A 26,921-nucleotide genomic window follows, 5' to 3' on the forward strand; every position below is an offset into this window, starting at 1 on the left:
GCATGTTTACAGCGGCATCTGACGCAAAAAAGATTTGTCTGACCCTGATTCTGGCACTCTCGGTAACGCTTGTCGGCTGCGCCAGCGCCGGAAAAAAGACCGCGGATACCGAAACAGCTTACTATGAGACCGCCCAGCAGTACCTTGACAACCGTAATTACAGCCTGGCGATTGAACGGTTAAATGAACTGCAAAACCGTTTTCCATTTGGTCGTTATACATCGGCTAGTCAGTTGGACCTAATGTATGCCCATTACCAAACGAAAGATTTCAGTTCTGCATTGATCGAAGCTGACCGCTTCACCCGATTAAATGCGGATCATCCCAATGTCGACTATGCCTGGTTCGTGCGTGCCATGAGTTACTACGAACTGTTTTTGGCCAATCGCGGCCTTTTTGGTAAAGTAGACCCGGCCAAACGCTCAGCTGAGCAAGGAGATAAGGCATTCCGAGCGCTGACCAACTACACCGGTCAGTTCCCCGACAGTCCCTATCGGGCTGATGCCTTATCAGCGATGGTCATTCTGAAAGATGCACTGGCACGCCACGAACTCGTAGTTGCGGACTATTACATCCGCCGTGGCGCCTGGATAGCTGCCGCAGAGCGAGCCCAGGTGGTAGTTGAACACTATCCAGGCGTCAGCGCCGTGGCAGACGCCTATGTCGTCCTGATTGAAGCCTATGACGCACTGTCAATGCCAGACGATCGAGCGACTGTACTTGATAAACTCACAACGCAGTATCCCGAACACGCATCATTGCGCAGTGGCTCCTATACCTCCCCTAAATGGGAAGAAGATCGGTGGTGGCTGAAAGTACTGACGCTGGGAATCACCAGCTAACAGCCGCAGGTCATGGCTGCTTTTACGGTCTCTATCAATTGCGCGGGTCGCTCGACAAAGTAATGGGCGCCCGCCTTTTTTAACACCTCGCTATTACCGTATCCCCACGCCACCGCAATCGTGGTCATATTCAGGTGGCGGCCGGCCTCAATATCAAACACCGTGTCCCCGATCATGATCGTCTGTGCCGGCAGCAACTGCTCATCCTTTACGATTTTGGCCAATAGTTCCTTTTTATCTCCATAACGACCGTCTTCGTCGGAACCGTATACCCCTGCGAATAAGGAACCGAGTTGGTGAGATTCAATGATTTGTTGCGCGTAGCGCTGGTATTTTGCAGTGGCCACATATTGTTCGACGCCGACCTGTTGAAAATGGCGTAACACAGACTCAACATTATCGAATAAGGGACTGTCGAACATTTGCTGTTGATAGAAACCCCTATAGCTCTGTTTTGCGTCGGCTATATCCAGCGAATGGTGCAGATCCAACAAGACGGCCAACAACTCACTCAGTTCAGGCCCGATCCTGGAACGAATTCGAGACTCTGGCCACGGATCCTTACCGTATTGTTCTGCGGTCCGGTTCAGGCAACGAGCTATCGCGGGCATCGAGTCAATCAACGTCCCGTCCAGATCCCAAAGCAACGTAATCACCCGCTAGACTCCCGGTTTCCAACCATGGGTAATCGGATACCGGCGATCGCGCCCAAAACCTCGTTTGGTCACCCGTACACCTTCTGGTGCCTGTCGGCGTTTATACTCATTCAGATCGATCAAGCGGATGACCTTTCGGACGGTCTCAGCGTCGAAACCTGCATCTACAATCGAATTCAGGCTCTCGTCGTTTTCCACGTACCGGGCGATGATCTCGTCCAAAATTTCGTAAGGTGGCAAACTATCTTGATCCAGCTGGTCTGGAGCCAATTCGGCAGACGGTGGCCGCGAAATCACCCGCTCCGGGATGACCTCGCTTTGCTCATTGCGCCATCTGGATAGTTTATACACCCAAAGCTTGGGAACATCTTTCAAGCAGTTGTAACCACCGCACATGTCCCCGTATAAGGTTGCGTAGCCAACCGCCATTTCGCTTTTGTTTCCGGTGGTTAACACCATATAGCCAAGCTTGTTGGACAACGCCATTAAAAACACACCTCGCATACGCGACTGCATGTTTTGTTCGGTCACATCTACTGGTTTTCCTCCAAAAACAGGATTCAGGGTATGCAAGGCAGATTCGAATGCGTCTTTAATTGGCAAGACTTCGTAGCGAATACCGAGTCGTTTAGCCTCGGATTCAGCATCGTCCATCGATATCTGGGCCGTATACTGGTACGGCATCATCACACCCATGACCCGATCGGCTCCTAAAGCGTCAACTGCAATCGCAGCACTCAAGGCGGAATCGATCCCCCCTGACATCCCCAATACCACGCCAGGAAAACCGTTTCGGTTCACATAGTCAGCCAGACCTAACTTCAATGCTTCGTAAAGTGCCGCTTCCGTCGATAATTGCGGAACGACTGCTGGTTCAACGACATTCCATCCTGATTCATTTTGACGCAACTCGATCATTTTCAGATCTTCAGCAAATTCTGGCTGACTGGCGACCACTTTAGCTTCCGAATTCACCACAAAAGAGCCACCATCAAAAACCAGTTCGTCCTGACCGCCAACATGATTCACGTAGAGCGTCGTCATTGGCCATTGACTGACCACTTTTTTAACCTGAGCCTGACGTTCCGTGGTTCGATCGATCGAAAATGGGCTGCCGTTAATATTGATATTTATCTCAGCACCGGCCTCAAAAGCTCGCCGGGCGGGACCGTCATACCAGATGTCTTCACAGATACTCAGGCAAAACGTCGCGCCTTTAAACTCAAACACACAGGTTTCGCTACCCTTTTGAAAGTAGCGTTTTTCATCGAATACCTGGTAATTGGGCAGATGTTGTTTCCGATAATCGGCCAGCACTCGACCATGATCAATGACCATAGCTTTGTTGAAAAGTTTGCCATCTTCCCGTTGCGGATAGCCAACAACCATTGCGACTGGAAGGCGGGCATCAAACAACCGGTGCAGAGCATCACTGACTCGCTTACCCAAACTTGGGCGCAGCAACAAATCTTCCGGTGGGTAACCTGTTAGGGTCAGTTCCGGAAAAATGATCATGTCTGCGCCGGCATTCACCGCCTGCGTTGACAAGTCCAGTATTTTGTCGACGTTACCATCGATATCCCCCACCGGGAAACGAAACTGAGCAAGCGCTATCTTCATACCAATCTATGACCTGACATCTTAAATCCGGCTATTGTGAGGCTTATGTTGGATGGGAACAAGTTTCAAAGCACGCTCAGGCGTGTTTATAATGCCCCGTTCACTGTTAAGAATCTGTCTATGGCTTTTTCCTTCGCACACCCATCCTATCGTGCACAACAGCTCCTGTTTGGTTTCGGTATCTTCCGCCTGATACTGTCGACTGGATTTTGCGTACTGGCGTTTATTCCCAATGCTGTCAGCGATATATTGCCGACATCCAATTTGGAATCGCTGCAATACGCAACAATTTCATATCTGGTACTTTGTGTCATCGGAATGCTGATCACCGTGAATGAACAGTTATCTAAAACACCCGTTACGATTCTGTTAATCACCGATATTCTGTTGTTAATGTTAATCATGCGTTATGGCGGCGGGGTAGATTCCGGATTCGGCAACCTGATGCTCATCAGCGTCGGCATTGGCGGGCTACTGTTGCCTTTTCAGCAAAGCTTGCTAGTGGCAGCCATTGCGTCATCCACACTGGTGTACACTGAGATGCTACCGCTAGCGGGAGCCGGAAAAGACCTGTTACAGGCAGCTCTGCTAGGGGTTGGCTTTTTCACTGAAACGATTTTTTTGCAATACGTTGGCCACCGGGTTAAAACCACCGAGCAATTAGCCCGAGCACAGGCCGACACCATCCTTGATTTGCGGCACTTGAATGAGTTAATCGTTCAAAGAATGCGCACGGGGATTATCGTGATTACCAATGAAGGCGCGATTAGACTGCTTAACGATGCCGCACGAGACTTGCTGAATATCACCGAGCAACGCCCCTTCTGGTTGTCAAAACCCATTTTCGACCGTCTGGAAGCCTGGCGCCAAGATGCAAATGCAACCATTAAACCTTATCAGGCCGACCCAGATCACGCCTTAGTGAATATCAATTTCGCAAAACTGCAACCCACAGAATTCAGCGATCTGATCGTTTTTCTGGAGGACACCGGGCGTATGCACCAACAGGCTCAGCAGCTAAAGCTCGCGTCATTGGGTCGGCTCACCGCGTCTATTGCGCACGAAATCCGTAATCCTTTAGGGGCTATCAGTCATGCTGCCCAGTTACTGGAAGAAGCCCCCGGCCTCGAAGCATCGGATGCTCGCCTGTTGGATATCATCCATACTCACACCCAGCGGGTTAATAACATCATTGAAACCATCCTGGAACTCTCCCGTCGGCGCCCGGCCAACGTATCCGTCACCTCTATCTCAGGTTTAATCCATAATCTAATTCAGGAACGAGAGATGCAGACCAAAATGCACCGAGATCAAATCACCGTGGATAGATTGTCGGATCTGGAAATTGAGTTGGATGTGAACCAAATCAAACAAGTTTTACACAATATCATCGATAATGGTCTGCGCTACAGCGAACAACACACCGGAAAGCGAACAGTGGTCGTCAGCTCTGGAATAATCAACGATACCGGGCAGCACTATCTAGATATCGAAGATCAGGGCCCCGGTGTACCGGCTGATCAGATTAAAAACCTTTTTGAACCTTTCTATACCACGGAAAATAGCGGCACCGGCCTGGGTCTCTATATCGCCAAAGAGCTATGTGAAGCGAATCGGTTGCAATTATCATATGTGGATGACAAAACGGGAGGTTGTTTTAGACTCATCTTTTCCCATACCATCACCAAACAAAACACTAATTATAAAGAATAGGATTTTCGCCTCATGTCTGACACTCAACGCGTACTCATTATCGATGACGAACCTGATATTCGTGAATTACTCGAAATTACGCTAATGAGAATGGGCATCGAAAGTCAGGTGGCTATCGATGTTCATTCCGCGATTGCTGCCATTAAACAACATGAAGTCGACCTGATCCTGACCGATATGCGCTTGCCTGACGGCAATGGCCTCGATGTAGTTCGCTATGTCGCCGAATTCAAACCTGACACACCAATCGCCGTCATTACCGCCCACGGCAACATGGACCTAGCCATTGAATCTTTAAAGTCAGGCGCTTTCGACTTTGTGTCAAAGCCCGTGGATATTCATAAGCTGCGCAACTTGATCAACCAAGCACTGAAAGTAAAACAAGCGGTTAAGGACGCAAACACCGCTGCAGCTAAAAAACCGAGTACGGAAACCCTATCACTGGGCAACTCTGCCCCGATGCAAGCTCTAAGTAAGAAAATTCAGAAGCTCGCTGTGAGCCAGGCGCCAGTATTTATTCAAGGCGAATCCGGCACCGGCAAAGAACTGGCCGCCCGACAAATTCATTCACTGGGTCCCAGATCGGGGGGCGCTTTCGTCCCCGTCAACTGCGGAGCAATCCCGTCTGAACTAATGGAAAGCGAATTTTTTGGTCATAAGAAAGGTTCCTTTACCGGAGCAACAGAAGACAAGCTCGGTTTTTTCCAAGCAGCGAATGGCGGAACTTTATTTTTAGATGAGGTCGCAGACTTACCGCTGACAATGCAAGTGAAACTCCTGCGTGCTATCCAGGAAAAGAAAGTCAGACCCATTGGGTCACAAACTGAAATTGACGTTGACGTGCGCTTGCTAAGTGCCACTCATAAAAATCTGGAAGCGATGGTTGATGCAGGGGAATTTAGACAAGATTTATTCTACCGTATAAACGTCATTTCTCTCCGCATTCCTGCACTGCGAGATCGTCATGAAGATATCCCGCTGTTATGCGACGCAATTTTGAAACGCATTGCGGATAACTACGAACTACCGGCAGCGAAACTCGAGACTAGAGCCAAGAAGGCTCTGGAGTTATACGGTTTTCCAGGCAATGTCCGCGAATTGGAAAACATCCTTGAACGCGCATTTGCCATGTGTGAAGACGATGTAATTACCGAGGATGATTTAAATCTGAAAGATGGTTCATCACAAACGGTTAAACCGCTCAATTCGACCAGCATTGGGGAGCGACCTGAAGGCGTGTCCTTAGAAGACTATTTAATGGACATTGAACGTAATGTAGTTGAGCAGGCACTCGAAGAAACTCGCTGGAACCGCACTGCCGCTGCTAAAAAACTAGGCATAACATTCAGGGCGTTACGGTATCGCTTGAAGAAACTAGGGTTGGATTAATGAAAGAACAGGGAACGCTTGGCGTTCCCAAACATCTGCAATAGCTAGTTACCAACATGTACCCGCTGGATTCAAATTTCCGGCATTATCAAAAGATCTTTGACGGCCAACTGAATCCATTAGAAATATCGAACAAACCGTATCAGCCAATTGAGGACTATTGACAACAGGAGTTGCTGTTAAAGTGAAACACCTTGCACCAACACAGTCCAAGTCGATAGAGTCAATTACACCACCCGCATCTGGTGTTGGTATGGCTGCTGCTGAGTCATTAAACTCAATTGTTAATTGATAGAAGCCCTCATTAGATACATTTACTCCCCCGTTTATGTCAACCACAGAGTCAGTGTAGTTCCCAGTTCGAGTTAATATTCGCTCTTCCATAGCTGCTGCTGCAACTAACATTACTGTTGCATCACTTCTTCGTGTTTCTTGCATATATTGGATGTAACGTGGATATGCTATAGCCGCAATCACGGTAATTAATATACCGACAATCATTAGCTCAACAATGGTAAAACCTTTTTGTTTGTTCATATTGAAAACCTTAAAACAAAATTTCAACTTCGCGCCACGATTGGCGGCCAGCCGCATCAACTACGCCTTCAGTTACTCGACGACAAATCATTTCACCGGTTGAAGACTGTACGAAAACACAGTTACCACCATCTGATTCATCCATCTCTTCCTCAGGCTTAATATTGGAATCATAAGCCATATCCAATAGCGTCACAGTCGAACTTGTTTCAAACACTGTAACCCCTGAAAACTCGCCTTCTCCTAAGTCGGAACTAACATCCACGATTTTTTCTAGGGTTCCATCACCGTCCAAATCGACATCGGTAGTAGATCCAAGGGCATCATACGCCAGCGCAGTCCCAGTCTCCCAGCTTGTGACATAAAGATTTGAACGACCATTTACGTCACATTGATCACCTGAAGGCAGATACTCTGTAAAAATCAACTGATCTTGATAAACCAGAGCTTCACGAAGCACGCGCCCAGTCGGCATGGAAGCATCATTGGTCAAATCACGATACCAACCTCCCTTAGCCGCTACTGCTTTAACCAAGTCTTTATAATAAAGGACTTTGCTTCCTGCTATTGTCGGGTTTTCACCGTTGGCATCTAGAACACCGCCCAACGTTGTAATATTTAACTCCGTACTATCGACCAGATTTGACTTATAGACTTCAGACCACAAGAATCCGCTGGTTGTATTTCTCGGCTCCATTATCCCATACATAGATTGCTGAACTTTCGACACACGATCTTCATTGACCAAGTATCGACCCGTTCCAAAGTGAACCCATCGATCGGCTTTAGGTGACCGAGTTAAAGTCGGTTTTGCAACAATTGGCTGTTGGGTATCCAGCATGACGCTTGGACTGATATCATCGGCATCGTCAATTGCCAAATAAGCACTACCACTTAAAGTGAGGTTCCAACGAAATAGTTTACCGGCTTGATCGCTCACTGAACTACCAGAAACTGAACCAAAGTATACAGCATCAGTACTACCATCTTGATCCCAATCACTGCTTTCAAATCCAACTAAGTAGCTAGACGGAGCGTCGAGAATTTGCTTTTTATACAACTGTTTTTCGCCCAGATCGTATGAAAACACGTAGCCATCTTGCGAAGAAGTACTGTTGGCTGCCTGCCCTACACCGTGAGGCCAAGGACCGCTGCCGAATACCAAGTGCCATTCACTAGCCAATGGTAATTCGTAACCAGAATTAGTTGGCCGTCCGCTGGCGTCGTAAGTTATCGCAGTTGGTATGTACCGTTTGACCAAAGTAGGTTTACTCAATGTCATCCCTAAATTGAAATCGGTAATCTCTGCAATCAATGTCGGTGGAAGTTCCGGATTGGTAACATCCAGTACTACAATTGCTGAACGAAGAACCTGAGTATCACCCGCGCTCCCGTCGTTATCATGATCGACGCTAATATCACCACCACCTTGCCTCATTGGAACAACCAAAATTGTTCCCCAGCCACCTGGGTGATCACTGTCTTCATCAAAAATTCGAACATCAAAAGCCTGAGGTTCACCGTCGACATAAAACATGTGAGGATAGTCAGGTTCTGCTTGCCATCTCATATGCCCAAGTAAGTTTCTGGGCACATATGCCCATATTTCTGAGCCCAAAGAATGATCGTTTGGATCTTGTGCACACCCCGTAGGCGAAGCGGAATTCAGGAAGCCATTACATACAGGATCCCAGTAACCGCCATTAAACGCATGTATCATGCCGTCATTGGAACCTACATATATCATGCGACGTCTATCTTTATATTTTTTTGCAAACTCAGCATACGTTTGATCACCAAAAAAGCGATCATATGACTCTGTTGGGCGTTCGACAACAATTGGAGTACTATGGACGATGTCGCCAAGACGCCACGTATCATCAATACTGTCTCCGTCAACATCAATCTGCCGTTCTCTCAAGCCAGAAACATCAATACCGCGAGTCCAGTTAATTAGGTTTTCAACATCTGTTAAATCAGAAGCGGAATATCCTAAATAACCACTCAAGAAAGCCGCATTGTTCTTTGTAAAAGGCACTACTTGTTCACAAGGGTCATTTATATCAGTTGTTGTTGGACAATCCTCGTAGTAGTAGGAACTGATAATATAACGTCCATCATCCGCTGCATCAGAATAAATGCGTTGATCCTTAAGATCAGCATCAGCGACAAGGGCTAATTGTTTTGCTGCATTCCAAGTTGAAGATAGCTCTTCCAAGTCAACCAGCCCGCCAACTTTCACGGCTACTTTCGCACTATTTCCGGTATTACCAAACAACGCATATCGCTGGAATTTCGTATCGTCCAGATTGGCATCGTATTTAATTTGAACGATAAAGTCGCCGGGAACTAAATTACCACCGGCATCATAATAAGGGGGCTCATCCAGCAACTTGTCACCATCAGAATCCTCTCGAATCAAACCAGCGCTGTCGACAAATAACGAATGCAACTGTCCAACCCAGGTTACAGATGAATTACCTCGAGTCAGCTTTGGAAAGTAAACAGCCTGATAGATAGCACCGTTACCTGACGCTCGGTTTGCAACTACCGCTGCATTTGACCCCGACGATAGTCGTTCGACGATAGTGTTAAAAACTCGACCCAATTGATCTTCTAATGTATTTGGATTGCGGACTTTATAGTAATTGTCAGGTATTCCATCAGATCCGGCAAAACCCGTTTCGTTGATCAGGTTATCCCACTCTTTGGTTGAATCGGGCGCTACTGTATCTTTTGTCGGATCACCATCAAGATCCTCCAACTCAGTAAAACCTCCATATTTGGCGGCTAAATACAATTGAGACTTCAACAGATCGGCAACAGCGACAGTAGGATCAATTGTATGAATTGCAGTTTCACGCGTCGGACCGTTTGCTGCCGGATCCCAATTAAGGTCCGTTGCTCTACCATCCTGGCCATTCGACTTATCACTCCAGCCGGTTTCCAAACCATCATTCGTTGTACCAGCGACGGAGTATGATGCTCTGAACCTCAGGCCACCTGAAGACAATACCATTTGCTGTTCAACCGCAAATTGATCAGCGGTAAGTTTTACTTCTTCGCGAGTGCCATCGTTATCGAAATCGGATGTGCAGTGAGTAGAATCGGTATCGAGTGATGTACAAATATCAATTCTCTGCACAACATCCATATCGAAGTCATTACCCCACTGAGAGTCTTCCCACATGACGTAAATCCGCGCGTACTTAAGGTTGCCTGCTGCATCAAAATCTAACGTGTGGAATTTCACATCATTCAAAGAACAATAGGTATAGTCTGTCTGCCCCGTGTTGTAAGACTGACAGGCAGGAATCAACGACATCTTGTTTCCATTAACTAAAAAATCGAAGGTTGGCACACTATCGGCGAGCTCGATGGCATAAGTATTAACTGTCTGCATTTTCGCAAGCGTCTGCAAGTCGGTAGTTTTAGCATGGTAAGCCAATCCTGCTAGATGATACCCACCTTCGGACTGTGGCTTATCGGGACAGGTACCGGACACTTCACTCAGCACGCCCATTTCACGTTGAACACAGAAATCACCATCAGACGCCAGTTTATTCTTTCCTTTTAGCGTGTCGTACTCTAGCTTTCCAACATAATCGGTCTGGTTAATAAGATCCGATGCACTTGTTAATAGAGGAACCGATCCATCCATATCATCCACGACGTCAATGTCAAATGATGGAGCTCCTGAAGAAATCAAAATAATTGAGCACTTTGCACAACCATTTTTGTTGTTCAGCGGATTCGTCCATTTAAATTCAGAATTCAGTCCAGCGAGAAAATCGACGTCAGATTTAAAGAAATTATCGTTGATATAGTCCGCAGTCGGTTCTGTATTTCCAGAGAAATACCGAAGCGCTTCATAGTAAATCTCAGCAATAGGATTACCCCAGTTAGAGCATCGTCTGTCATCCCGTGTCGGCTCTTTCAAATAAGATGGAGCAATTTTATAGGTAGAGCAATCGGTATAGGTTGAATAGTTATGATTTACAATCTTTAACTTCTCAATCGTCTGAATAATGCCATTCACAGACTTGTTAAACGAACCATTTTTAAGGTTAATTTCATCTTCATTTGAGTCGTCATTTCCTGCAATTTTGCTGATTTGACTCCTGATAACACCACCCTCAACATTGCGGTGATAGGAACCTGTAATTAACCCAAATTGAATTCGAGAGTCTTCACCAAATTTCTGTAGCAATCCTGCTGGTTTATAATATGTCTCAGTACCGTCGAAATATTGTCGACAACGAGGGTTTGTCAACTCATAGGTAGTCGCGCAAACTTCGACCCGCAGTATTAAATCTGACCCTATTTGAGCGGAGCTAACCGGAGCGCCTAAGCCAGAATAATTGCACTGATTTCCTTCTTTTGCAGACCAAAAAGGATATTGACCCTCCACTACCCGCAGTACAGGCACTCCGCTCCTCGATGTTGTACAGAGGGTGATGCCTGAACTTTTATTATAAGCGTCTGGAACAATATGCAACAGATCGGGGATGTTTGCAGGAGTTTTTGTAATAGGGTTATATTTAGGTACTACTTTAGAAAAAGAATGTACATCATTAGGCAGATATGACACCTCAAGAACGGCTCGGCCTCTATCCTGTGCCGCAAGCACGGTTGTATCATCTTCGTAACGCTTACCACCATATAAAACGTGCCGCATTACATCTATACGGGTCATAGAAATCCAATTCAAGAAATTTCCAGACCAATCATCGTTATCACAGCTATGAACAATATTAGCAGTACTTGCGATACCATCATTGTTATATCGACTGATCGATGGGCGCGCGACGATAAACATTTGCTTGGTTGTGTCGTAACGATAACAAAGTGCAGGATCAAAATAGCCGGCGTAGTCGAACGCCTTTAACCCCAAATCAGGTTTTTCTGCGCCTTTATAAAAAACATCCAATACCCCATCATTATCAATATCGGTATAGTCGTTATAGGCTTTGTAATAAAGCTGCTCGTCGTTAGACATTGCGAGCATAACTAACGGCGTATTTTCCTTGGTCAGTGACAAAGGCGTCAATGCGTAGTCGGAAGAACTAACCGCGAAAACGCTTACCATGGAATTAACCGCAGCGACCAATAAAGCCGGTATTAAGAATTTAGTATGAGTCATAACGCACCTCAATCTCTTCGATAAGTTGACTGCAACATCACACGGCTGTTTTGAGTTCTGCCGTAGCCTATTGCAGTAATTCGGTACAAAGGTTCCCAATATGAGGGTATGTATTCGTTCGACGCATCATATTGATCGCTCGCGGGGTTCAATGGATCCTTCACGGCAAAGCATCGAAATTCAATAATGTATTTTGCGTTTGCCAATCCCCCCGCATTGAAAGTCGCTAACCTATGCATTCCTGAACCATCTCGCCATGTTTCCGCAGACTGATAAATCTCGTCAGTTTGATTAAGTTTAGGTTCCAATACACAGCTGTTTGCAGGTTCAAACTCTCCTAAAAAGCAAAGTCCATTAGCACAAGTTGCATTGCCACTGGCGTCTTCCGTATAAAAACAGTCCTGCTGATTACAGGCACCCCCAGTATAAAAATTCAATTGCTGGAAATTCTGTTCATCCAAGTACAGTTCAGCTTCGATCAAAGCAGCTTCAGCTGCCTGAAAGGCGATGTTCCGCTCACTGAAATTACTGGTCATGCGCTCCTCAGCGGTGGACATACGCATTGCAGAAATCCCTGCAACCGTCAATATGAGTAGAAAAACCAAGGCGACCAACAGTACAACGCCCTTTTGATGTGAAATTTGTTTCACGATGAAAGCCCTCGATTGCGCAAACGTAAAGACGTAGTGAATCGTTGCGGAGGTATAGCAAGATTATTCAACGGCTCAACTTCAACTTCGATGACAATGGATAAGGCTTGCCAGAAGCACAAAGCTGTAGGGTCGCACAGGTCATCAGAACCTGCGGCACCGGTATCGTTATCAACAGCATCAACATAGGCTGCATTTATGGTTTCCGCATTGGCAAACCGATCAACGGCCCCGTCACCGTTTTGATCCAGTCCAAATAAATATTGAAGATCAGATATACCCTGAATCAATTCTTCGTTTGCGTCTACGGTATTACCATCACCATCCTCATCGAAACTGGGTGTTCGCCGGTACAGTGCGCTCTGCCCACTGGCAGAGTCTTCAACGGTATAAGCGACTCTGGATACCACGAAGATAGCGGAACCAGGAGAATATGCAGTATCCAGTTTTCCACTAGTGTCGTCGCAGGTGAAATTCCCTTTTAACTCTTTCACGCAATTTTTAGCAATAGGGCTGGCACCTGTACCATGTGGTACCGTAGACGAATTGCCTGCGGCCCCTTTTTGGGCAAATATCCCCATGTTAGAGCAGTCTTTTTCGACAATAGCCCAAATAGTCCCGTCACTGAATCCATGAGGTTTACTGAGAAGAATCGCAGCTGAGCTCCCTCCCGGTTGCTTCTCAACAGTCAAAGCCCCGCCCAGATCGATAACCCGCATTTCAATGACGTCGGGTCGACGTATAATCGTATTTGCCAGATTAAGAGGATCCTGTACGGATATTTCATAGTCTCTTGCGTTCGCGTACTCGGCAGGTAACGTCGCTTCTGTGTTTGCCCAGGACCTTAAAGCATCCTCCGCTCGGAAAAAATCGGCACTGCCTTTTTCTAGGGTATTAGCTGTAGGAATTGCGTTGCCGCTGCACCCCCAATAACCAACATTACGCAAATCGCGAACAATATAATCCATAGCCAATTTGGCGGTTTCCTGCATTCGACCCTGTTCGACGAGCTCCTGATACCCGCTTTGAGAACTGGTCACTACCGTTACAACACCGCCAATCAATACCAACCCGAGAACCATCGAAACCATGAGCTCAACAAGACTGAAACCTATTTGTCTAACCATTACTTGCCTCATAGATAAGTCTGATAACTGACAGTAATCAGTTGATCTTCTGCGTTATCCGCATTAAAAGCAGCGGCGCCTTGTGCTCGTTGCTGTGAAACTTCGACCATTCGAATATCTATCTGGTAGAAACGTCGAGCATCGTCAGTTCCGAGATTATTCGGGTCTTGAATAATCCTCGCGTCGGCAGTAGCGTTTTGCGCCTGCAATCGAGCCGTTATCCACTGGTTCATATCCCAAGCGGCCATTTCCGCAGGCGTACAAGTCGCAGCCGCACAGTCGGTTGCAACCACGGGTAATGCATCGCCAAAGTCACGTTCATAATCCTCCGTTTCGATCGCGTGCACCTGGTTAGAACGCATGCGATCAAGGATATCTTCAGCAAGTGAGCTCGCACGAGCCTGCTGCAATGTTTCGTAGTTCATTCGCAGTGCCTGTGTCTGCAAAGCAGCGAAGCCCAAAAGGCCAACAGCTAACACTATCACTGCGATAAGGACTTCCAACAAGCCTGCGCCCGTTTGCTTAAAAAAAGACATTCTTAACATTCGTTCATGTCCCCTTCTTCGTAATAAGGCCGCCCGGTTCTGTTCACTACTAATGCGGCAGAATATCCTGCTAGTCCAGAGCACGCCCAAAATGATCCGTTTGTTGTATTTTCTAGACGCCCAAGCCGGTCAAAGGTCATATAATTTGTGTTAAAAGCGGCATATCGAAGTGTCATATTGACCGCATTTTTGTTTGCATAAACGCGGATCAGTTCATCGGCAGGCGTATCAAGATTACCATCCCCATTGGCGTCAATAGAGGCGTCTAATATCTGATCACCATCAGTGTCTGCAAAAATTATCCAACCCGTATTCCAATCAGCAGCACCAAAGGTACAAACCGGCGTCATTGCCATTGGGTTAGTTGTAGCGCACATGGTTACTCGACGATTTCGACTCAAGGCTTCAGACCTTGCAAGCACCATATCGACATACAAATCATCACGGACCTTATCGACACCATTACGCATTACAAGATTTTGATACTGCGGATATGCCATCGCACTGATCACAGCAAATATACCGACTGTAATCATGAGTTCCACAATCGTGTAACCTTTAGAAAATCTCATATGTACCCCACATATTATTCTGATGGTTATTTTAGGTGCGCATTTTAAAGAGTTTTGACCGTTAGGATAAACGGTCAATATGCTGAGATGAAAGGACTTTATAACCTCTGTTTTGCGAAACCGGTCAAGGTTTGAGGTCTGTTCAGTCGAGAGGCGTCAGGCGCAATTCTTTGGGAATGGAGAAAGTGATATTTTCTTCGACACCTTCCAGCTCAATAGGGCTGGTTGCGCCTAACCTTTGCAGGCCGTTAATGACCTGTTTAACGAGAATATCCGGTGCGGAGGCACCAGCGGTTACGCCTATGTGCTGCTTGCCTGTGAACCATTCCGGTTGCAGTTGCTCGACGGTATCCACCAAATAGGCTGCGCAGCCCATCCGCTCCGCAAGTTCGCGCAATCGATTGCTGTTCGAGGAGTTCGGTGAGCCGACAACAATCACCACATCACACTCCTGGGACAGGGTTTTGACGGCATCTTGTCGGTTTTGCGTGGCGTAGCAGATGTCATCCTTACGTGGGCCGGTTATCATCGGGAACTTCGCACGTAAGGCTTCAATGATTTTCGCGGTATCGTCCATCGACAACGTCGTTTGCGTAACGTAAGCCAGTCGCGACGGGTCTTTTACTGTCAGCTTCGCCACACACTGCTCATCTTCCACCAGATAAATGGCGCCGCCATGTGAGGTATCGAACTGCCCCATGGTGCCCTCGACTTCCGGATGCCCTCGATGGCCGATCAGGATGCACTCCATGCCATCGTTGGAGTAGCGGGCGACTTCCAAATGCACCTTGGTCACCAACGGGCAGGTTGCGTCGTAAACGCGTAAACCCCGCCGATCAGCCTCTTTGCGCACGGCCTGTGAAACCCCATGAGCGGAAAAAATCACCCAGTTGTCATCAGGCACTTCGTCCAGTTCGTCGACAAAGATGGCCCCACGGGATTTCAAATCTTCGACCACAAACTTGTTGTGCACGACTTCGTGACGTACATATAACGGCGCACCGTGTACTTCAAGCGCACGGTTCACAATATCAATCGCGCGATCGACCCCGGCACAGAAGCCTCGGGGGTTTGCCAGTTTAATGTCCATGACTGGCCGCCTCTACCTGCAGAATTTCCACTTCAAAGTCCAGGGTCTTGCCCGCCAGGGGGTGGTTGAAATCAACCTTTACCTGCTCATCCAATACATCAACAATCACGCCAGGCAGCTCGGCACCAGCGGCATCCTGAAAGGACACAACCATGCCGGCCTCAAGCTCGCCGGTTTGAGCAAACTGAGATTTCTTAAAACTCTGGATATTGCCCGGGTTCTGTTGCCCAAACGCATCTTCCGGTTCAACCCGGACCGTTCGTCGATCACCCTCTTCCAAGCCCAGAATGTGCTTTTCAAAACCTTCCGGTAAATTCCCGTCTCCAATGGTCAGTACCGCAGGTGTTTTTTCAAAGGTACTGTCAACGACCTGACCATCTTCCAGGCGCAGGGCAAAGTGCAAGGTGACTTTTGAATTTTCGTGTATTTGAGACATCGGCTACACCTTAAACGCAAGATTCCCGCGTAGGCGGGAATACAATCAAATTGAGCAGGCCACCCACAAGGGCGGCCTTTCCAGAAAAATCAGGCGAACTGACGGGTTTCGCCACCACCATCCACATTTTCTACGCAACGGCCACACAGTTCCGGATGTTCGGCATGGCTACCTACATCTTCGCGCTGATGCCAGCAACGGGCGCATTTGGCATGGTTTGATTTGACGATCGCGACTTTCAGGCCGGACATCTCGGTGTCCACCACATCCGCCGGTGCGTCTTCCAGGTTCGCCAGTTGTGCGCTGCTGGTCAGCGTCACAAAGCGCAGTTCATCACCCAGTTGACTCAAAGCACTCTTCAGCTGCTCATCACAGTAAAGGGTTACTTCCGCCGTCAGTGAACCACCAACAACACCCTCATTACGGGCATTCTCCAGCGCTTTGTTCACGCAATCTTTCGCTTCTTGGACGATGCTCCAATAGTCAGCACCCAGTGCCTCCTGTTCAGAGAATCCTTCTAGGCCGTCATACCAGACTTCAGTGAAGACCGTTTCCTTGCTTTGACCGGGAACAAAAGCCCACAACTCTTCCGCGGTGTAGCTGAGAATCGGCGCCATCCAGCGCACCATGGCCTGTAATACGTGATACAGAGCGGTCTGGGCAGAACGACGGGCCAGCGAATTTTCTTGTGTGGTGTACTGGCGATCTTTGATGATATCCAGATAAAAACCACCCATATCCAACGCACAGAAATGGTGGATTTTTTGCACAACCTGCACGAACTGGTAGTTGTCGTACAGCTCAGAAAGCTCGTTCTGCACCACTAAAGCACGGTCAACGGCCCAACGATCCAACGCCAGCATGTCAGCATTTGCGACCAGGTTTTCATTCGGGTCAAAACCTGCCAGGTTCGACACCAGAAAGCGCGCGGTGTTACGAATACGACGGTACGAGTCAGCCGTGCGCTTGAGGATCTCTTTTGAGAACGCCATATCACCGGAATAATCGGTTGAGGCAACCCACAAACGAAGAATGTCGGCTCCAAACTGGTTGAAGACTTCCTGCGGCTCCATACCATTGCCCAACGACTTGGACATCTTGTAGCCTTTCTCATCGACGACAAAACCGTGGGTCAGCACTTGCTTATACGGTGCCGTGCCATTCATCGCAACCGCAGTCTTCAGAGACGACTGGAACCAACCACGATGCTGGTCAGACCCTTCCAGGTACATGTCCGCCGGATATTGGCCTAACTCTTCGCGCTTCTGCAGAACCGCGGAATGGGTCACACCGGAGTCAAACCAGACGTCCAACGTATCTTTGGTTTTTTCATACTGATCCGCGTCATCGATAACGGTGGCCAGATCAAAATCATACCAGGCATCCATCCCTTCTTTTTCCACGGCTTTGGCAACGGCTTCGATGATTTCGGCCAGTTTTGGGTGCAGCTCGCCGGTTTCTTTGTGCACGACAAACGTAATGGGCGTTCCCCAGGTTCGCTGGCGCGAGATACACCAATCCGGTGATTGACCGACCATTGCTTCGATACGGTTCTGACCCCAGCCGGGCACCCAACGGACCCCCTGAATGGCTTTCATCGCCTGATCTTTCAGGCCGTTTTCTTCCATACTGATGAACCACTGCGGTGTCGCACGGTAGATCAGCGGCGTTTTGGTACGCCAGCAATGCGCGTAGCTGTGGGTGATTTTGTTTTCGCTGAGCAGATGACCCTGTTCTTTCACCACGGCAATCACTTTTGGGTCGACTTTATAGACGTGCTCGCCAGCGAATAACTCAACGTTAGCCCGGAAGACGCCTTTGTCGTCCATCGGGTTGATCGTGCTGATGCCATATTTGTTACAGACAACAAAGTCTTCCATACCATGGTCTGGCGCGGTATGCACAAAACCGGTACCGGCGTCTAAGGTGACGTGCTCACCCAACAAGACCGGGATATCCCGCTCATAAAATGGATGTTTAAAGACCAGATTTTCAAGGACATCGCCAGTAAAGGTAGCCAATACGCTTGGGCTTTCAAAACCCGTGCGTTCACAGAAGGCCGCCAACAACTCTTGAGCCACCATGACCCGCATCGGCTTACCGTTATGCTGCACCTGCACCATCACATACTCGATCTCGGCCCCAGCGGAGATTGCCAGTGACGAAGGCAAGGTCCAGGGGGTTGTGGTCCAGATAACGGCATGCAGAGGACCTTCGCCCTGATCGCTACCGATCGCGGACAATACCGCAGCCTCGTCTTTAGCGGCATAGGCGACATCGATACTGAAAGAGGTTTTGTCGTGGTATTCCACTTCGGCCTCAGCCAATGCAGAGCCCCCAACAACAGACCAGTACACCGGCTTGTAACCGCGAACCAGGTGTCCTGACTGCGCGATTTTACCAAGCGCACGGATGATGTCCGCTTCGGTCTGATAATTCATGGTCAGGTAGGGTTCGTCCCACGAACCGAATACGCCCATGCGTTTGAATTCTTCTCGCTGCCCACCCACCTGGGTATGCGCGTATTCCCGGCACTTCGCCCGGAACTCTTTGAAATCGACCTTTTCACCGGCACGGCCGATCATGGTCTCAACTTTGTGCTCAATCGGCAGCCCATGACAATCCCAACCGGGCACGTAAGGTGCGTCATAGCCGATGAAGCTCTTTGACTTTACGATGATGTCTTTCAGAATTTTATTAACAGCGTGACCAAGGTGCAGCGAGCCGTTCGCATACGGCGGACCATCGTGCAAAATAAACTTAGGACGACCTTGGCTTGCTTCGCGAATTTTCTGGTAAATGCCGTTCGTTTCCCACTGTTGGAGCATTTTGGGTTCACGTTTGGCTAAATCGCCACGCATCGGAAAATCCGTCTGCGGCAAATTTAATGTCGCTTTATAGTCAGTCATCTTAAGTTTTCACTTTCCTAAGTTTGCAAACCAGGCCTTCGCAGCCTGAATGTCCTGCTGAATCTGAGATTTCAGCGCGTCAAGATTATCAAATGTTTCTATACCTCGCAGCCGCTTATGCAGTGCGACGGTGATTCGCTGGCCATAGAGTTGACCCTCGAAGTCGAAAAAATGGGATTCCAGCCAAAAACGAGGGTCGCCAACGGTGGGTTTTGGTCCCAGATTGGCCACACCTGAAACCGTTTTACCGGCCAGGTCAGCGGATATCGCGAAAACCCCGCTGGTCGGCAGTTTCTTATGGGGCAACAACATATTCGCCGTTGGCACACCAATGGTACGGCCCAATTGACGGCCATAGATCACGCGACCACTGAGTTGAAACCGATCACCCAATAAGGTTTCGGCATGAGCAAAATCGGCACTCGCTATACAATTACGAATCAACGTACTGCTGACTCGCTCACCCTCAACACACAATGAGGGTAGATCCGTGACTTCAAAGTCATATTGCCGCAAAAAGTCGACATTACCGATGCGATCCGCGCCAAAACGAAAATCGTCACCCACCTGCAGCCATTGCGTATTAAGTCTGTCGACCAGAATCTCACGGACAAAGGCATCTGCGCTGAGCGCCCGCAAACGGCTGTTAAAGGGCAAGACCACCAACTGATCAACGCCCATAGCCTGCAGTCGCATGGCCTTATCTGTCAGTGATGACAGTCGCGCTGGTGCTTTGTCAGGCGTCAGAAACTCCCGGGGCTGCGGCTCAAAGGTAATCACTACAGATTGCAGGTTATGAGCCTTGGCATAATCGGTTAAGCGACGGATGATTTGCTGATGCCCCAGGTGCACGCCATCGAAACTGCCGATGGTCACGGCAGATCTGGACAGGGGCATAAGGGGTAATCGCGTGATGCGCATAGTCATTCGAAGCTGAAAATTGGCCGCGCAGTATACTGAAAATAGTTGCCGGTGTCGTGCTCTTCGCCAACACCATCCAGCGACAGTTCTAACGATCAGGCTGGGTGGCGCAGATCCGCCATACGTACACCGACCATCAGCAAGGCCACCGCATAACTGAACAGCCCAGCAAACACCAATACAGACACCACCATTAAGCGTTGCAGCAATAGTTCAGTCATTACAAACCAGGGCAATTGCAACAACATGACCAGCACGATGGACATCACAATGCTTGCCAGCGCTGTGCGCACGATGGAAGGTAAAATCAACGCGCGACGCGGCAAACGCTGCTCCTTATGCAAATGCCAGGCAAGCAAACCCGCATTCAACCAGGCTGAAGCCGAAGTTGCGGCCGCCAGCCCAACATGGGCCAAGGGCACAATCAACAACAGATTAAAAACCATGTTCCAGACCATCGCCTGTACACCAATCTTGACCGGTGTTTTGGTGTCTTGGCGGGAAAAAAACGCCGGCGCGAGAATTTTAATCAGCATGAAGGCTGGCAGACCTAACGCGTAAGCGGCGAGGCTTCCAGCGGCGAAATGAACATCTTCCGATGTAAACGCGCCATTTTGAAACAACAACGTCAACAAGTGCTCAGGCAGGATAACCAGAGCCAACATCGCGGGCAAACCAATCAACAAAACCACGCGAATCGCCCAGGCCAAGGTCTTTTCGAACCGATCGCCATCACTCTCTGCGTGTAACGCCGACAGCCTGGGCAACAAAACAGTGGCAATAGCAATGCCAATAACCCCCAAGGGCAGTTCGGTGAGTCGATCCGAGTAGTAGAGCCAGCCCACCGATCCATTCGGCAACCAAGAGGCAAGCACCGTATCCAATAACAGATTAATCTGACTGACGGATACGCCAAAGAGCGCAGGCAGCATCAGAATCTGGATTTTTTTGACACCTGGGTGCTGCCAATGCCACTCAGTCAGCGACCATACGCCGGTTTTCAGCAAAGACGGCCATAAAAACAGCCACTGCAATACCCCGGCAATTAATACGCCCATAGCAATGCCAGTCTGAGGTACCGCGAACAAGGGGCTCAGAAACAGAGCGGAACCAATCAAGGACAAATTAAGAATAATCGGCGTCAGTGCCGGCGCGGCAAATCGCTGATAGCTGTTCAGCACCGAGGACGCCAAAGCGGTCATGGATATAAACCACAGATAGGGAAAGGTCAGGCGCAGAAAATCCGCGACCAGCTCAAGCTTCGCGCCATCGTCGTGAAATCCGGAAGCGAACAGCCACGCCAAGACAGGCGATCCGATGACAGCCACCAGGGTAATCACCCCAACCACGGCACCCAGATAAATCTGCACTGCTGACACCAGCTTGCGCACACTGTCGTCGCCCTCAGCATGACGGTACTCAGACAGAACCGGTATAAAAGCCTGATTAAACGCCCCTTCGGCGAATAACCTGCGCAGGAAATTAGGCACTTTAAAGGCAATCAGAAACGCATCGTGCGCCCCACCGGAACCGAATAAAGTCGCAAATACAATATCTCGGGTCAGACCCAGCACGCGCGACAGCATTGTGGCGACAGAGACTACAATCGAGCTTTGTAGGATGGATTTACGGATTTTCGTAGACAACGTGATTCCTTGTTGAGCCGTGCCGGTTGGCGGCGCAGTTTACTGGTAGGGAGCCGGTTCCGGCAAGCGCGCCGGTGCGGCCAGACCTTCCACAGACACATCATCTGGCCGACTTTTAACACAACTCTACAATTATGCCGATGTTTCCGTTGACAGCCCTCTAGCGAGTCAATAGAATCCGCCCTCCGAATTTATCAACACCAGATTAACTAACTAATTAAGGAGCATCCTGTGGCAAACTCTGCTGGTTCTCGTAAGCGCGCTCGTCAGGCAGTGGTCCGCCGCGCTCGTAATGCAAGCATGCGTTCAATGGTTCGTACGTACGTTAAGAAAGTTGTAGCTCAAATTGAAGCTGGTAACTATGACGATGCGAACAAAGCGTTGCTGACTGCACAGCCTGTATTAGACGGCATGGCACGCAAAGGCATCATCAGCAAGGCAAAAGCAAGCCGAACTATGAGCCGACTGAACGTTAAAGTTAAAGCATTGAAAGCTTAATCGCTGACATTGTAAAAAAACCGGCTCAGGCCGGTTTTTTTATGTCCGCAAATTAACGCTGAACGTTAGCTGTCTAAAACCGCCCTTCGTTAAAATCCGTGATGGCCTGCTCAACTTCGGCCACGGTATTCATCACAAAAGGTCCGTACTGCGCCACCGGCTCGTTAATCGGGCGACCGGCAACCACCAAGAAACGGGTATCGGCCGTCAACGCGGTCACTTTCAGGATGTCACCCTTACCCAGTATCGCCAAGTGACGCTCCGGCAATGTCTGACCCTCAATCGAGGCTTCACCCTGATAAACATAGACAAATGCCTGTTTATCCGCCGGGACCTCAATTTGTTGTTCGCCTTTTGCCTGATCGATAGACACGTCCAAATACAACGGATCTGTCGCGATATCCGTGACCGGACCGCGGCTATCACCAAACTCACCCACCAGCACATTTACCTGCCCAGTCTGCGTGGGCACAACCGGGATCGCCTCCGGTGAGATATCCTGATAGCGCGGCGCCGTCATCTTGTCTTTGGCCGGTAAGTTCACCCACAGCTGGAAACCCCAGACCGGACCATCGTCCTGGTTTGGCATTTCTTCGTGCACAATCCCACGCCCGGCGGTCATCCACTGAATGGAACCCGGACGCAAATAACCTTCATTGCCCTGATTATCCCGATGACGGAAAGCCCCTTGCAGAATGTAGGTAACCGTTTCAAACCCACGATGTGGGTGCATCGGAAAGCCAGCCATATAATCGGCTTTATCGTCCGATTTAAACTCATCCAACATCAGGAAAGGGTCGACTCGTGGGACATAAGAATTACCGATCACACGGGTTAGCTTAACGCCAGCACCATCCGACGCAGCGACGCCCCTCGCAACCTGTTTTACACCTCGATAGTTCATCAACCATCCTCCTATTCAACATTATTGAACCTTAATCTCTTGAAACTGCATAAAAAAGCGGAATATATTGACGAATCTCTTCAAAAGAACTGAACCATGGCCCATAACCCGATAACACTCGACCTGCTGAAAGCGCTGGATGCTATAGATGCCCGTGGCAGTTTCGCTGCCGCCGCCCAAGCGCTGCACAAAGTTCCTTCAGCGCTGACCTATACCATTCAGAAGGTAGAACAGGATCTGGGCATTAACCTGTTTGACCGCTCCGGACACCGCGCCAAACTGACACCCGCCGGCAAGCTGGTACTGGATCAGGGACGCCTGATTTTGCGGGATATAGACAGCCTGGCGAACTCCGCTCAAAAGCTGGCCAGTGGCTGGGAGTCGGCCATTACGCTGGTTGTCGACACCATTTTTGCCACCGATTATCTGTACCCCCTAATCAAAGAGTTTAATCAGCTTCACCCTTTTGTCCGCGTTAATGTCAAACATGGGTCACTGTCGGGAACCTGGGAACAACTGTTGAACCAGTCTGCAGACCTGATCTTCAGCCCGGATAGCACTGACCCGAAGGTCGAAGGCTACGATAAACGTGTGGTGGGTGAATTCGAGATGATCTTCGCCGTAGATAAATCACATCCACTGGCCAAAGATGCCTGCGAAGTCACTGATGAAATGATCGAAGAGTTTCCCATCATTGTGGTGCCGGACTCCAGCCAATTGCTGACACCCTTAACGCTGGGTTGGACGCGACAGAACAAAGTCATTTCGGTCAGCAATATGGCGGAAAAAATTGCCGCACAGAAAGCCGGCCTTGGCGTTGGCTACCTGCCCAAACACCGGATTCAGGCGGATCTGGACCGTGGCGAACTGGTGCCGTTGAAAGTCAACGCCAACCCCAGCAAAGCCATGTTGGCCTGGCGAAAAGGCACGGCAGGTCCGGCCCTGCAATGGTTTCTGGATCACTTAACCGGTACTCACCTGGGCTTATAACGGAGATTTCAGGTAATCCTGAATAATGAAGGCAATGGTCTGGTGAGTCAGAAACCCCACCTCTTTGAAATTCTTCTCGCTTTGGTAGCGAGTCAGAATATCGTTCGCGAGCAAGGGGTCATCGTTGGGGATTTCGAGCTCCTCCATAAACCCGATTTCCTTGAACGCTTCCTGCAGCATTAGCGCAATTTCCCGCTTTTCTTCCGGTTGCCAGGAGAAGTTGACCGAGGTCCCCCATTCACTGATCTTACTGTTTAACTCAGACATGCGAACCAGAAACTGACGTTCGAGCTTAGCCAGACGAAGTGTCGCTTCTTTGCGCGCTTCTAACTCTTCGTTAAGCCATTTAATCTGATCATTGCGTTGTGCCAGTTTACTCTGCAACGCGTCCAGCTCCGACTGCAATTGCACCAATGTCTGACCATCTTTGGCGTGCGCAGCACGCTCATCCCGCAAAAAGGCGGATAACTGCCCAGCCTGCATTCCCTGCGCTAATAAATCCGGCACGTAGACTTCCGGGTGCTGTTCAATGAAGAACGCCACCTCGCGCATGACTTTTTCATCCACGCTGGGTTGTGAGAAGAAGTCGGTTCCGCTGAACAGAAATAACACCGCCGCAATCAATTCCAGAATCAGCGCTGAAAACAGGGCATTCAAATATTTCCGTTCAATTTCAACGCGTTGAATAATGCCTAACAGGGTGATAATGCCAGTGGCTAAAAACAGCAGTAAAACCACGGCGAATAACGCTAATTTCATGTAATCCTCTAACACAGGTCGCGGCTGATCTGCGCAACAGCCTATTGGATATTGGCACGGCGGTCTACTGAGGGTCCAGTTTGATTCGTTTTTTTAGAACCAGAACCAAAAATTCACCGACGTATGGCCTGTTAAACCGAATTGGTCAGACCAATGTCGGATAGCCTCAAAACCGCGCCAGTTCTAGCCTTTGTTCCTTGACCCTGCGTCCGCGACGGGCAATATTGACCTTCCCCCTTGCGAGCAACAGCGCTCAGATTGACACTGGAAAAACCAAAATAACAACAGCAAGAGAGCCGACTATGACCATCTGCACCATTGAAGATCTGCAAAAACTGGCCCGTAAACGGGTTCCCAAGATGTTTTACGACTACGCCGATTCCGGCTCCTGGACAGAAACAACCTACCGGGAAAACAGTTCTGATTTCCAGAAAATCAAATTGCGGCAACGTGTTGCAGTGGACATGACCAACCGATCAACCGCCATGCCCATGGTCGGCCAGCAGACCAAAATGCCGGTCGCTTTGGCTCCGACTGGACTCACGGGAATGCAAACCGCCGATGGCGAAATTAAAGCGGCCAAAGCGGCCGAAAAATTCGGTGTCCCCTTTACCTTATCAACGATGAGCATCTGCTCTATTGAAGACGTTGCCCAACACACGTCAGCACCATTCTGGTTTCAGCTGTACGTAATGAAGGATAAAGAATTCGCACAAAACCTGATCGACCGGGCGAAAGCCGCCGGTTGCAGCGCCTTGGTGCTCACGTTGGATTTGCAGATTCTCGGTCAACGCCATAAAGACATCCGCAATGGTCTGTCGACTAACCCACTATTGTCCGTGAAAGGCTGGACCCATATTCTGACCCGACCGCGCTGGTGTCTGGGTATGGCCATGACCACACGACACAGCTTTCGCAATATCGTCGGTCATGCCAAGGGCGTCTCCAATGTGAATTCACTGTTTGCCTGGACCGCGGAACAGTTCGACCCGCAATTGAGCTGGGATGACGTTCAATGGATTAAAGATCGCTGGGGCGGCAAGCTGATCCTGAAAGGCATCATGGATGCTGAAGATGCACAGATGGCCGTAAAATCAGGCGCCGATGCGTTGATCGTCTCAAATCACGGAGGGCGTCAGTTGGACGGTGCGCCGTCATCCATCTCTGCGTTAAAAGCCATTGTGGATGCAGTCGGTCCTGCTATTGAGGTCCACATGGATGGCGGCATCCGCAGCGGTCAGGACGTTCTGAAAGCTATTGCCTTAGGCGCCAAGGGCACCTATATCGGCCGTCCGTTTCTCTATGGTTTGGGCGCCATGGGCGAACAAGGGGTTACCAAAGCGCTGGAAATTATCCATAAAGAGCTGGACCTGACTATGGCGTTCTGCGGTGAGCGTGAATTAACGAAAATCAACCGCTCTCACCTTTTGCCAGGCACGTTCTAGGGGTCTAATTTGGGTTTGGACTTGGATCAGGCCCATCATGCTCAGGGCAAACTGGTGATGACTAAATAGCACATACTTGATCACATTTGATTTCAATCGGTAGCATTTGCATCATTCCGTAATTTGGTTTCAATGGGCGATTTTCGCTGTCAAGTGCCACCTTCTCGATAACGAATACGAAACACCAAACGCTATTTCGCCAGATCAGGTGTAAATAGCCGTTCCGTCGCATCTGCTTTGGCTGACTTAATTGGCACGTCGCAACGGATTCAAGGGCATGGATGCCCTTGGAAGCGCCGCGCGTGCAGGGAAGCACGCTCAAGCGACCGAAAGTGACAATGAAGGAAGAATACCAAAGCGGGCGACAAACGGGGGTTCAAGGGGGCTGCCCCCTTGGAAAGAAAAAAACCTCCGAAAGATTGTTTCGTTTAGAACCAATAAACGCATCGTCAGATTTGGCTGGTTCTTCACGGCAATAGACACAACGTTAAACCAGGCCAAAGGTACTCTCGAATTGAAAACTCAAAGG

21 protein-coding genes are annotated in these 26,921 nt (G+C 49.0%); 6 read left to right on the top strand and 15 right to left on the bottom strand.

The annotated features are described in order from the left end of the window. Nucleotides 1–2: 2 nt before the first annotated feature. Entirely contained in the window at nt 3–842 is an 840-nt protein-coding gene (locus tag IYN85_RS12370) for an outer membrane protein assembly factor BamD (RefSeq protein ID WP_196159225.1), read from the top strand. Here the strand turns inward: IYN85_RS12370 and IYN85_RS12375 are convergent. Both IYN85_RS12375 and IYN85_RS12380 read right to left on the bottom strand, forming a co-directional pair. Further along, entirely contained in the window at nt 839–1,498 is a 660-nt protein-coding gene (locus tag IYN85_RS12375) for an HAD hydrolase-like protein (RefSeq protein WP_196159226.1), read from the bottom strand. The two genes, IYN85_RS12370 and IYN85_RS12375, sit on opposite strands and share 4 nt — an antisense overlap. A 3-nt stretch (nt 1,499–1,501) precedes the next feature. Continuing rightward, nucleotides 1,502–3,118, bottom strand: coding sequence for an NAD+ synthase (locus IYN85_RS12380; protein ID WP_196159227.1), 1,617 nt, complete (start codon nt 3,116–3,118; stop codon nt 1,502–1,504). 120 nt (nt 3,119–3,238) lie between these two features. On the opposite strand from IYN85_RS12380, the gene IYN85_RS12385 reads away from it, so the two are divergent. Together IYN85_RS12385 and IYN85_RS12390 are read left to right on the top strand one after the other, a co-directional pair. Then, entirely contained in the window at nt 3,239–4,831 is a 1,593-nt protein-coding gene (locus IYN85_RS12385) for a PAS domain-containing sensor histidine kinase (protein WP_196159228.1), read from the top strand. Nucleotides 4,832–4,843: 12 nt separating this feature from the next. Then, nucleotides 4,844–6,220, top strand: a complete 1,377-nt coding sequence (locus IYN85_RS12390; RefSeq protein ID WP_196159229.1) for a sigma-54 dependent transcriptional regulator — start codon at nt 4,844–4,846, stop codon at nt 6,218–6,220. A gap of 48 nt (nt 6,221–6,268) precedes the next feature. Here the strand turns inward: IYN85_RS12390 and IYN85_RS12395 are convergent, their stop codons facing one another. The 11 genes from IYN85_RS12395 to murJ all read right to left on the bottom strand — a co-directional run bounded on the left by IYN85_RS12395 (nt 6,269) and on the right by murJ (nt 21,796). Further along, nucleotides 6,269–6,757, bottom strand: a complete 489-nt coding sequence (locus IYN85_RS12395) for a type IV pilin protein (RefSeq protein ID WP_196159736.1) — start codon at nt 6,755–6,757, stop codon at nt 6,269–6,271. 10 nt (nt 6,758–6,767) lie between these two features. Next, a complete protein-coding gene (locus IYN85_RS12400) occupies nt 6,768–11,900 on the bottom strand; it encodes a pilus assembly protein (protein WP_196159230.1) in 5,133 nt (1,710 codons plus the stop codon). Nucleotides 11,901–11,908: 8 nt separating this feature from the next. Beyond that, entirely contained in the window at nt 11,909–12,550 is a 642-nt protein-coding gene (locus tag IYN85_RS12405) for a PilX N-terminal domain-containing pilus assembly protein (RefSeq protein ID WP_196159231.1), read from the bottom strand. Continuing rightward, nucleotides 12,547–13,677: a PilW family protein gene (locus IYN85_RS12410; RefSeq protein WP_196159232.1), complete on the bottom strand. Its 1,131-nt coding sequence runs from the start codon at nt 13,675–13,677 to the stop codon at nt 12,547–12,549. Before IYN85_RS12410 ends, IYN85_RS12405 begins: the two co-directional genes overlap by 4 nt. 8 nt (nt 13,678–13,685) lie before the next feature. Continuing rightward, nucleotides 13,686–14,213: a type IV pilus modification protein PilV gene (gene pilV / locus IYN85_RS12415; protein WP_196159233.1), complete on the bottom strand. Its 528-nt coding sequence runs from the start codon at nt 14,211–14,213 to the stop codon at nt 13,686–13,688. Nucleotides 14,214–14,215: 2 nt separating this feature from the next. After that, complete coding sequence (locus IYN85_RS12420) at nt 14,216–14,794, bottom strand: GspH/FimT family pseudopilin (RefSeq protein ID WP_196159737.1); 579 nt, start codon at nt 14,792–14,794, stop codon at nt 14,216–14,218. A 142-nt stretch (nt 14,795–14,936) separates the two neighbouring features. After that, entirely contained in the window at nt 14,937–15,884 is a 948-nt protein-coding gene (gene ispH / locus IYN85_RS12425) for a 4-hydroxy-3-methylbut-2-enyl diphosphate reductase (RefSeq protein ID WP_196159234.1), read from the bottom strand. Further along, nucleotides 15,874–16,320: an FKBP-type peptidyl-prolyl cis-trans isomerase gene (fkpB, locus tag IYN85_RS12430; protein WP_196159235.1), complete on the bottom strand. Its 447-nt coding sequence runs from the start codon at nt 16,318–16,320 to the stop codon at nt 15,874–15,876. The genes ispH and fkpB overlap by 11 nt, the downstream gene beginning before the upstream one ends. An 89-nt stretch (nt 16,321–16,409) precedes the next feature. Next, nucleotides 16,410–19,229, bottom strand: a complete 2,820-nt coding sequence (gene ileS / locus IYN85_RS12435; RefSeq protein ID WP_196159236.1) for an isoleucine--tRNA ligase — start codon at nt 19,227–19,229, stop codon at nt 16,410–16,412. Between the two features lie 9 nt (nt 19,230–19,238). After that, entirely contained in the window at nt 19,239–20,126 is an 888-nt protein-coding gene (gene ribF, locus IYN85_RS12440; protein ID WP_230390721.1) for a bifunctional riboflavin kinase/FAD synthetase, read from the bottom strand. Nucleotides 20,127–20,245: 119 nt separating this feature from the next. Further along, nucleotides 20,246–21,796: a murein biosynthesis integral membrane protein MurJ gene (murJ, locus tag IYN85_RS12445; RefSeq protein ID WP_255533741.1), complete on the bottom strand. Its 1,551-nt coding sequence runs from the start codon at nt 21,794–21,796 to the stop codon at nt 20,246–20,248. A gap of 231 nt (nt 21,797–22,027) precedes the next feature. On the opposite strand from murJ, the gene rpsT reads away from it, so the two are divergent. Continuing rightward, the gene (gene rpsT, locus IYN85_RS12450) at nt 22,028–22,294 is read left to right on the top strand and encodes a 30S ribosomal protein S20 (RefSeq protein WP_196159238.1); all 267 of its coding nucleotides are present in this window, start codon (nt 22,028–22,030) and stop codon (nt 22,292–22,294) included. 73 nt (nt 22,295–22,367) lie between these two features. On the opposite strand, the gene IYN85_RS12455 is transcribed toward rpsT, so the two are convergent. Then, a complete protein-coding gene (locus IYN85_RS12455) occupies nt 22,368–23,198 on the bottom strand; it encodes a pirin family protein (protein WP_196159739.1) in 831 nt (276 codons plus the stop codon). Nucleotides 23,199–23,294: 96 nt separating this feature from the next. On the opposite strand from IYN85_RS12455, the gene IYN85_RS12460 reads away from it, so the two are divergent. Then, nucleotides 23,295–24,188, top strand: coding sequence for a LysR substrate-binding domain-containing protein (locus IYN85_RS12460; protein ID WP_196159239.1), 894 nt, complete (start codon nt 23,295–23,297; stop codon nt 24,186–24,188). Here IYN85_RS12460 and IYN85_RS12465 read toward each other — a convergent pair. Then, on the bottom strand, nt 24,183–24,947 hold the full coding sequence (locus tag IYN85_RS12465; RefSeq protein ID WP_196159240.1) for a hypothetical protein: 765 nt from the start codon (nt 24,945–24,947) through the stop codon (nt 24,183–24,185). The genes IYN85_RS12460 and IYN85_RS12465 overlap by 6 nt on opposite strands. A 302-nt stretch (nt 24,948–25,249) precedes the next feature. Here IYN85_RS12465 and IYN85_RS12470 point away from each other — a divergent pair, with 302 nt between their 5' ends. Continuing rightward, nucleotides 25,250–26,392 carry an alpha-hydroxy acid oxidase gene (locus tag IYN85_RS12470; protein ID WP_196159241.1) on the top strand — a complete coding sequence of 381 codons (1,143 nt, stop codon included), beginning with the start codon at nt 25,250–25,252 and terminating at the stop codon, nt 26,390–26,392. Nucleotides 26,393–26,921: the final 529 nt, after the last annotated feature.

The organism is Reinekea sp. G2M2-21 (genome assembly GCF_015687175.1).
Classification (GTDB): Bacteria; Pseudomonadota; Gammaproteobacteria; order Pseudomonadales; family Natronospirillaceae; genus Reinekea.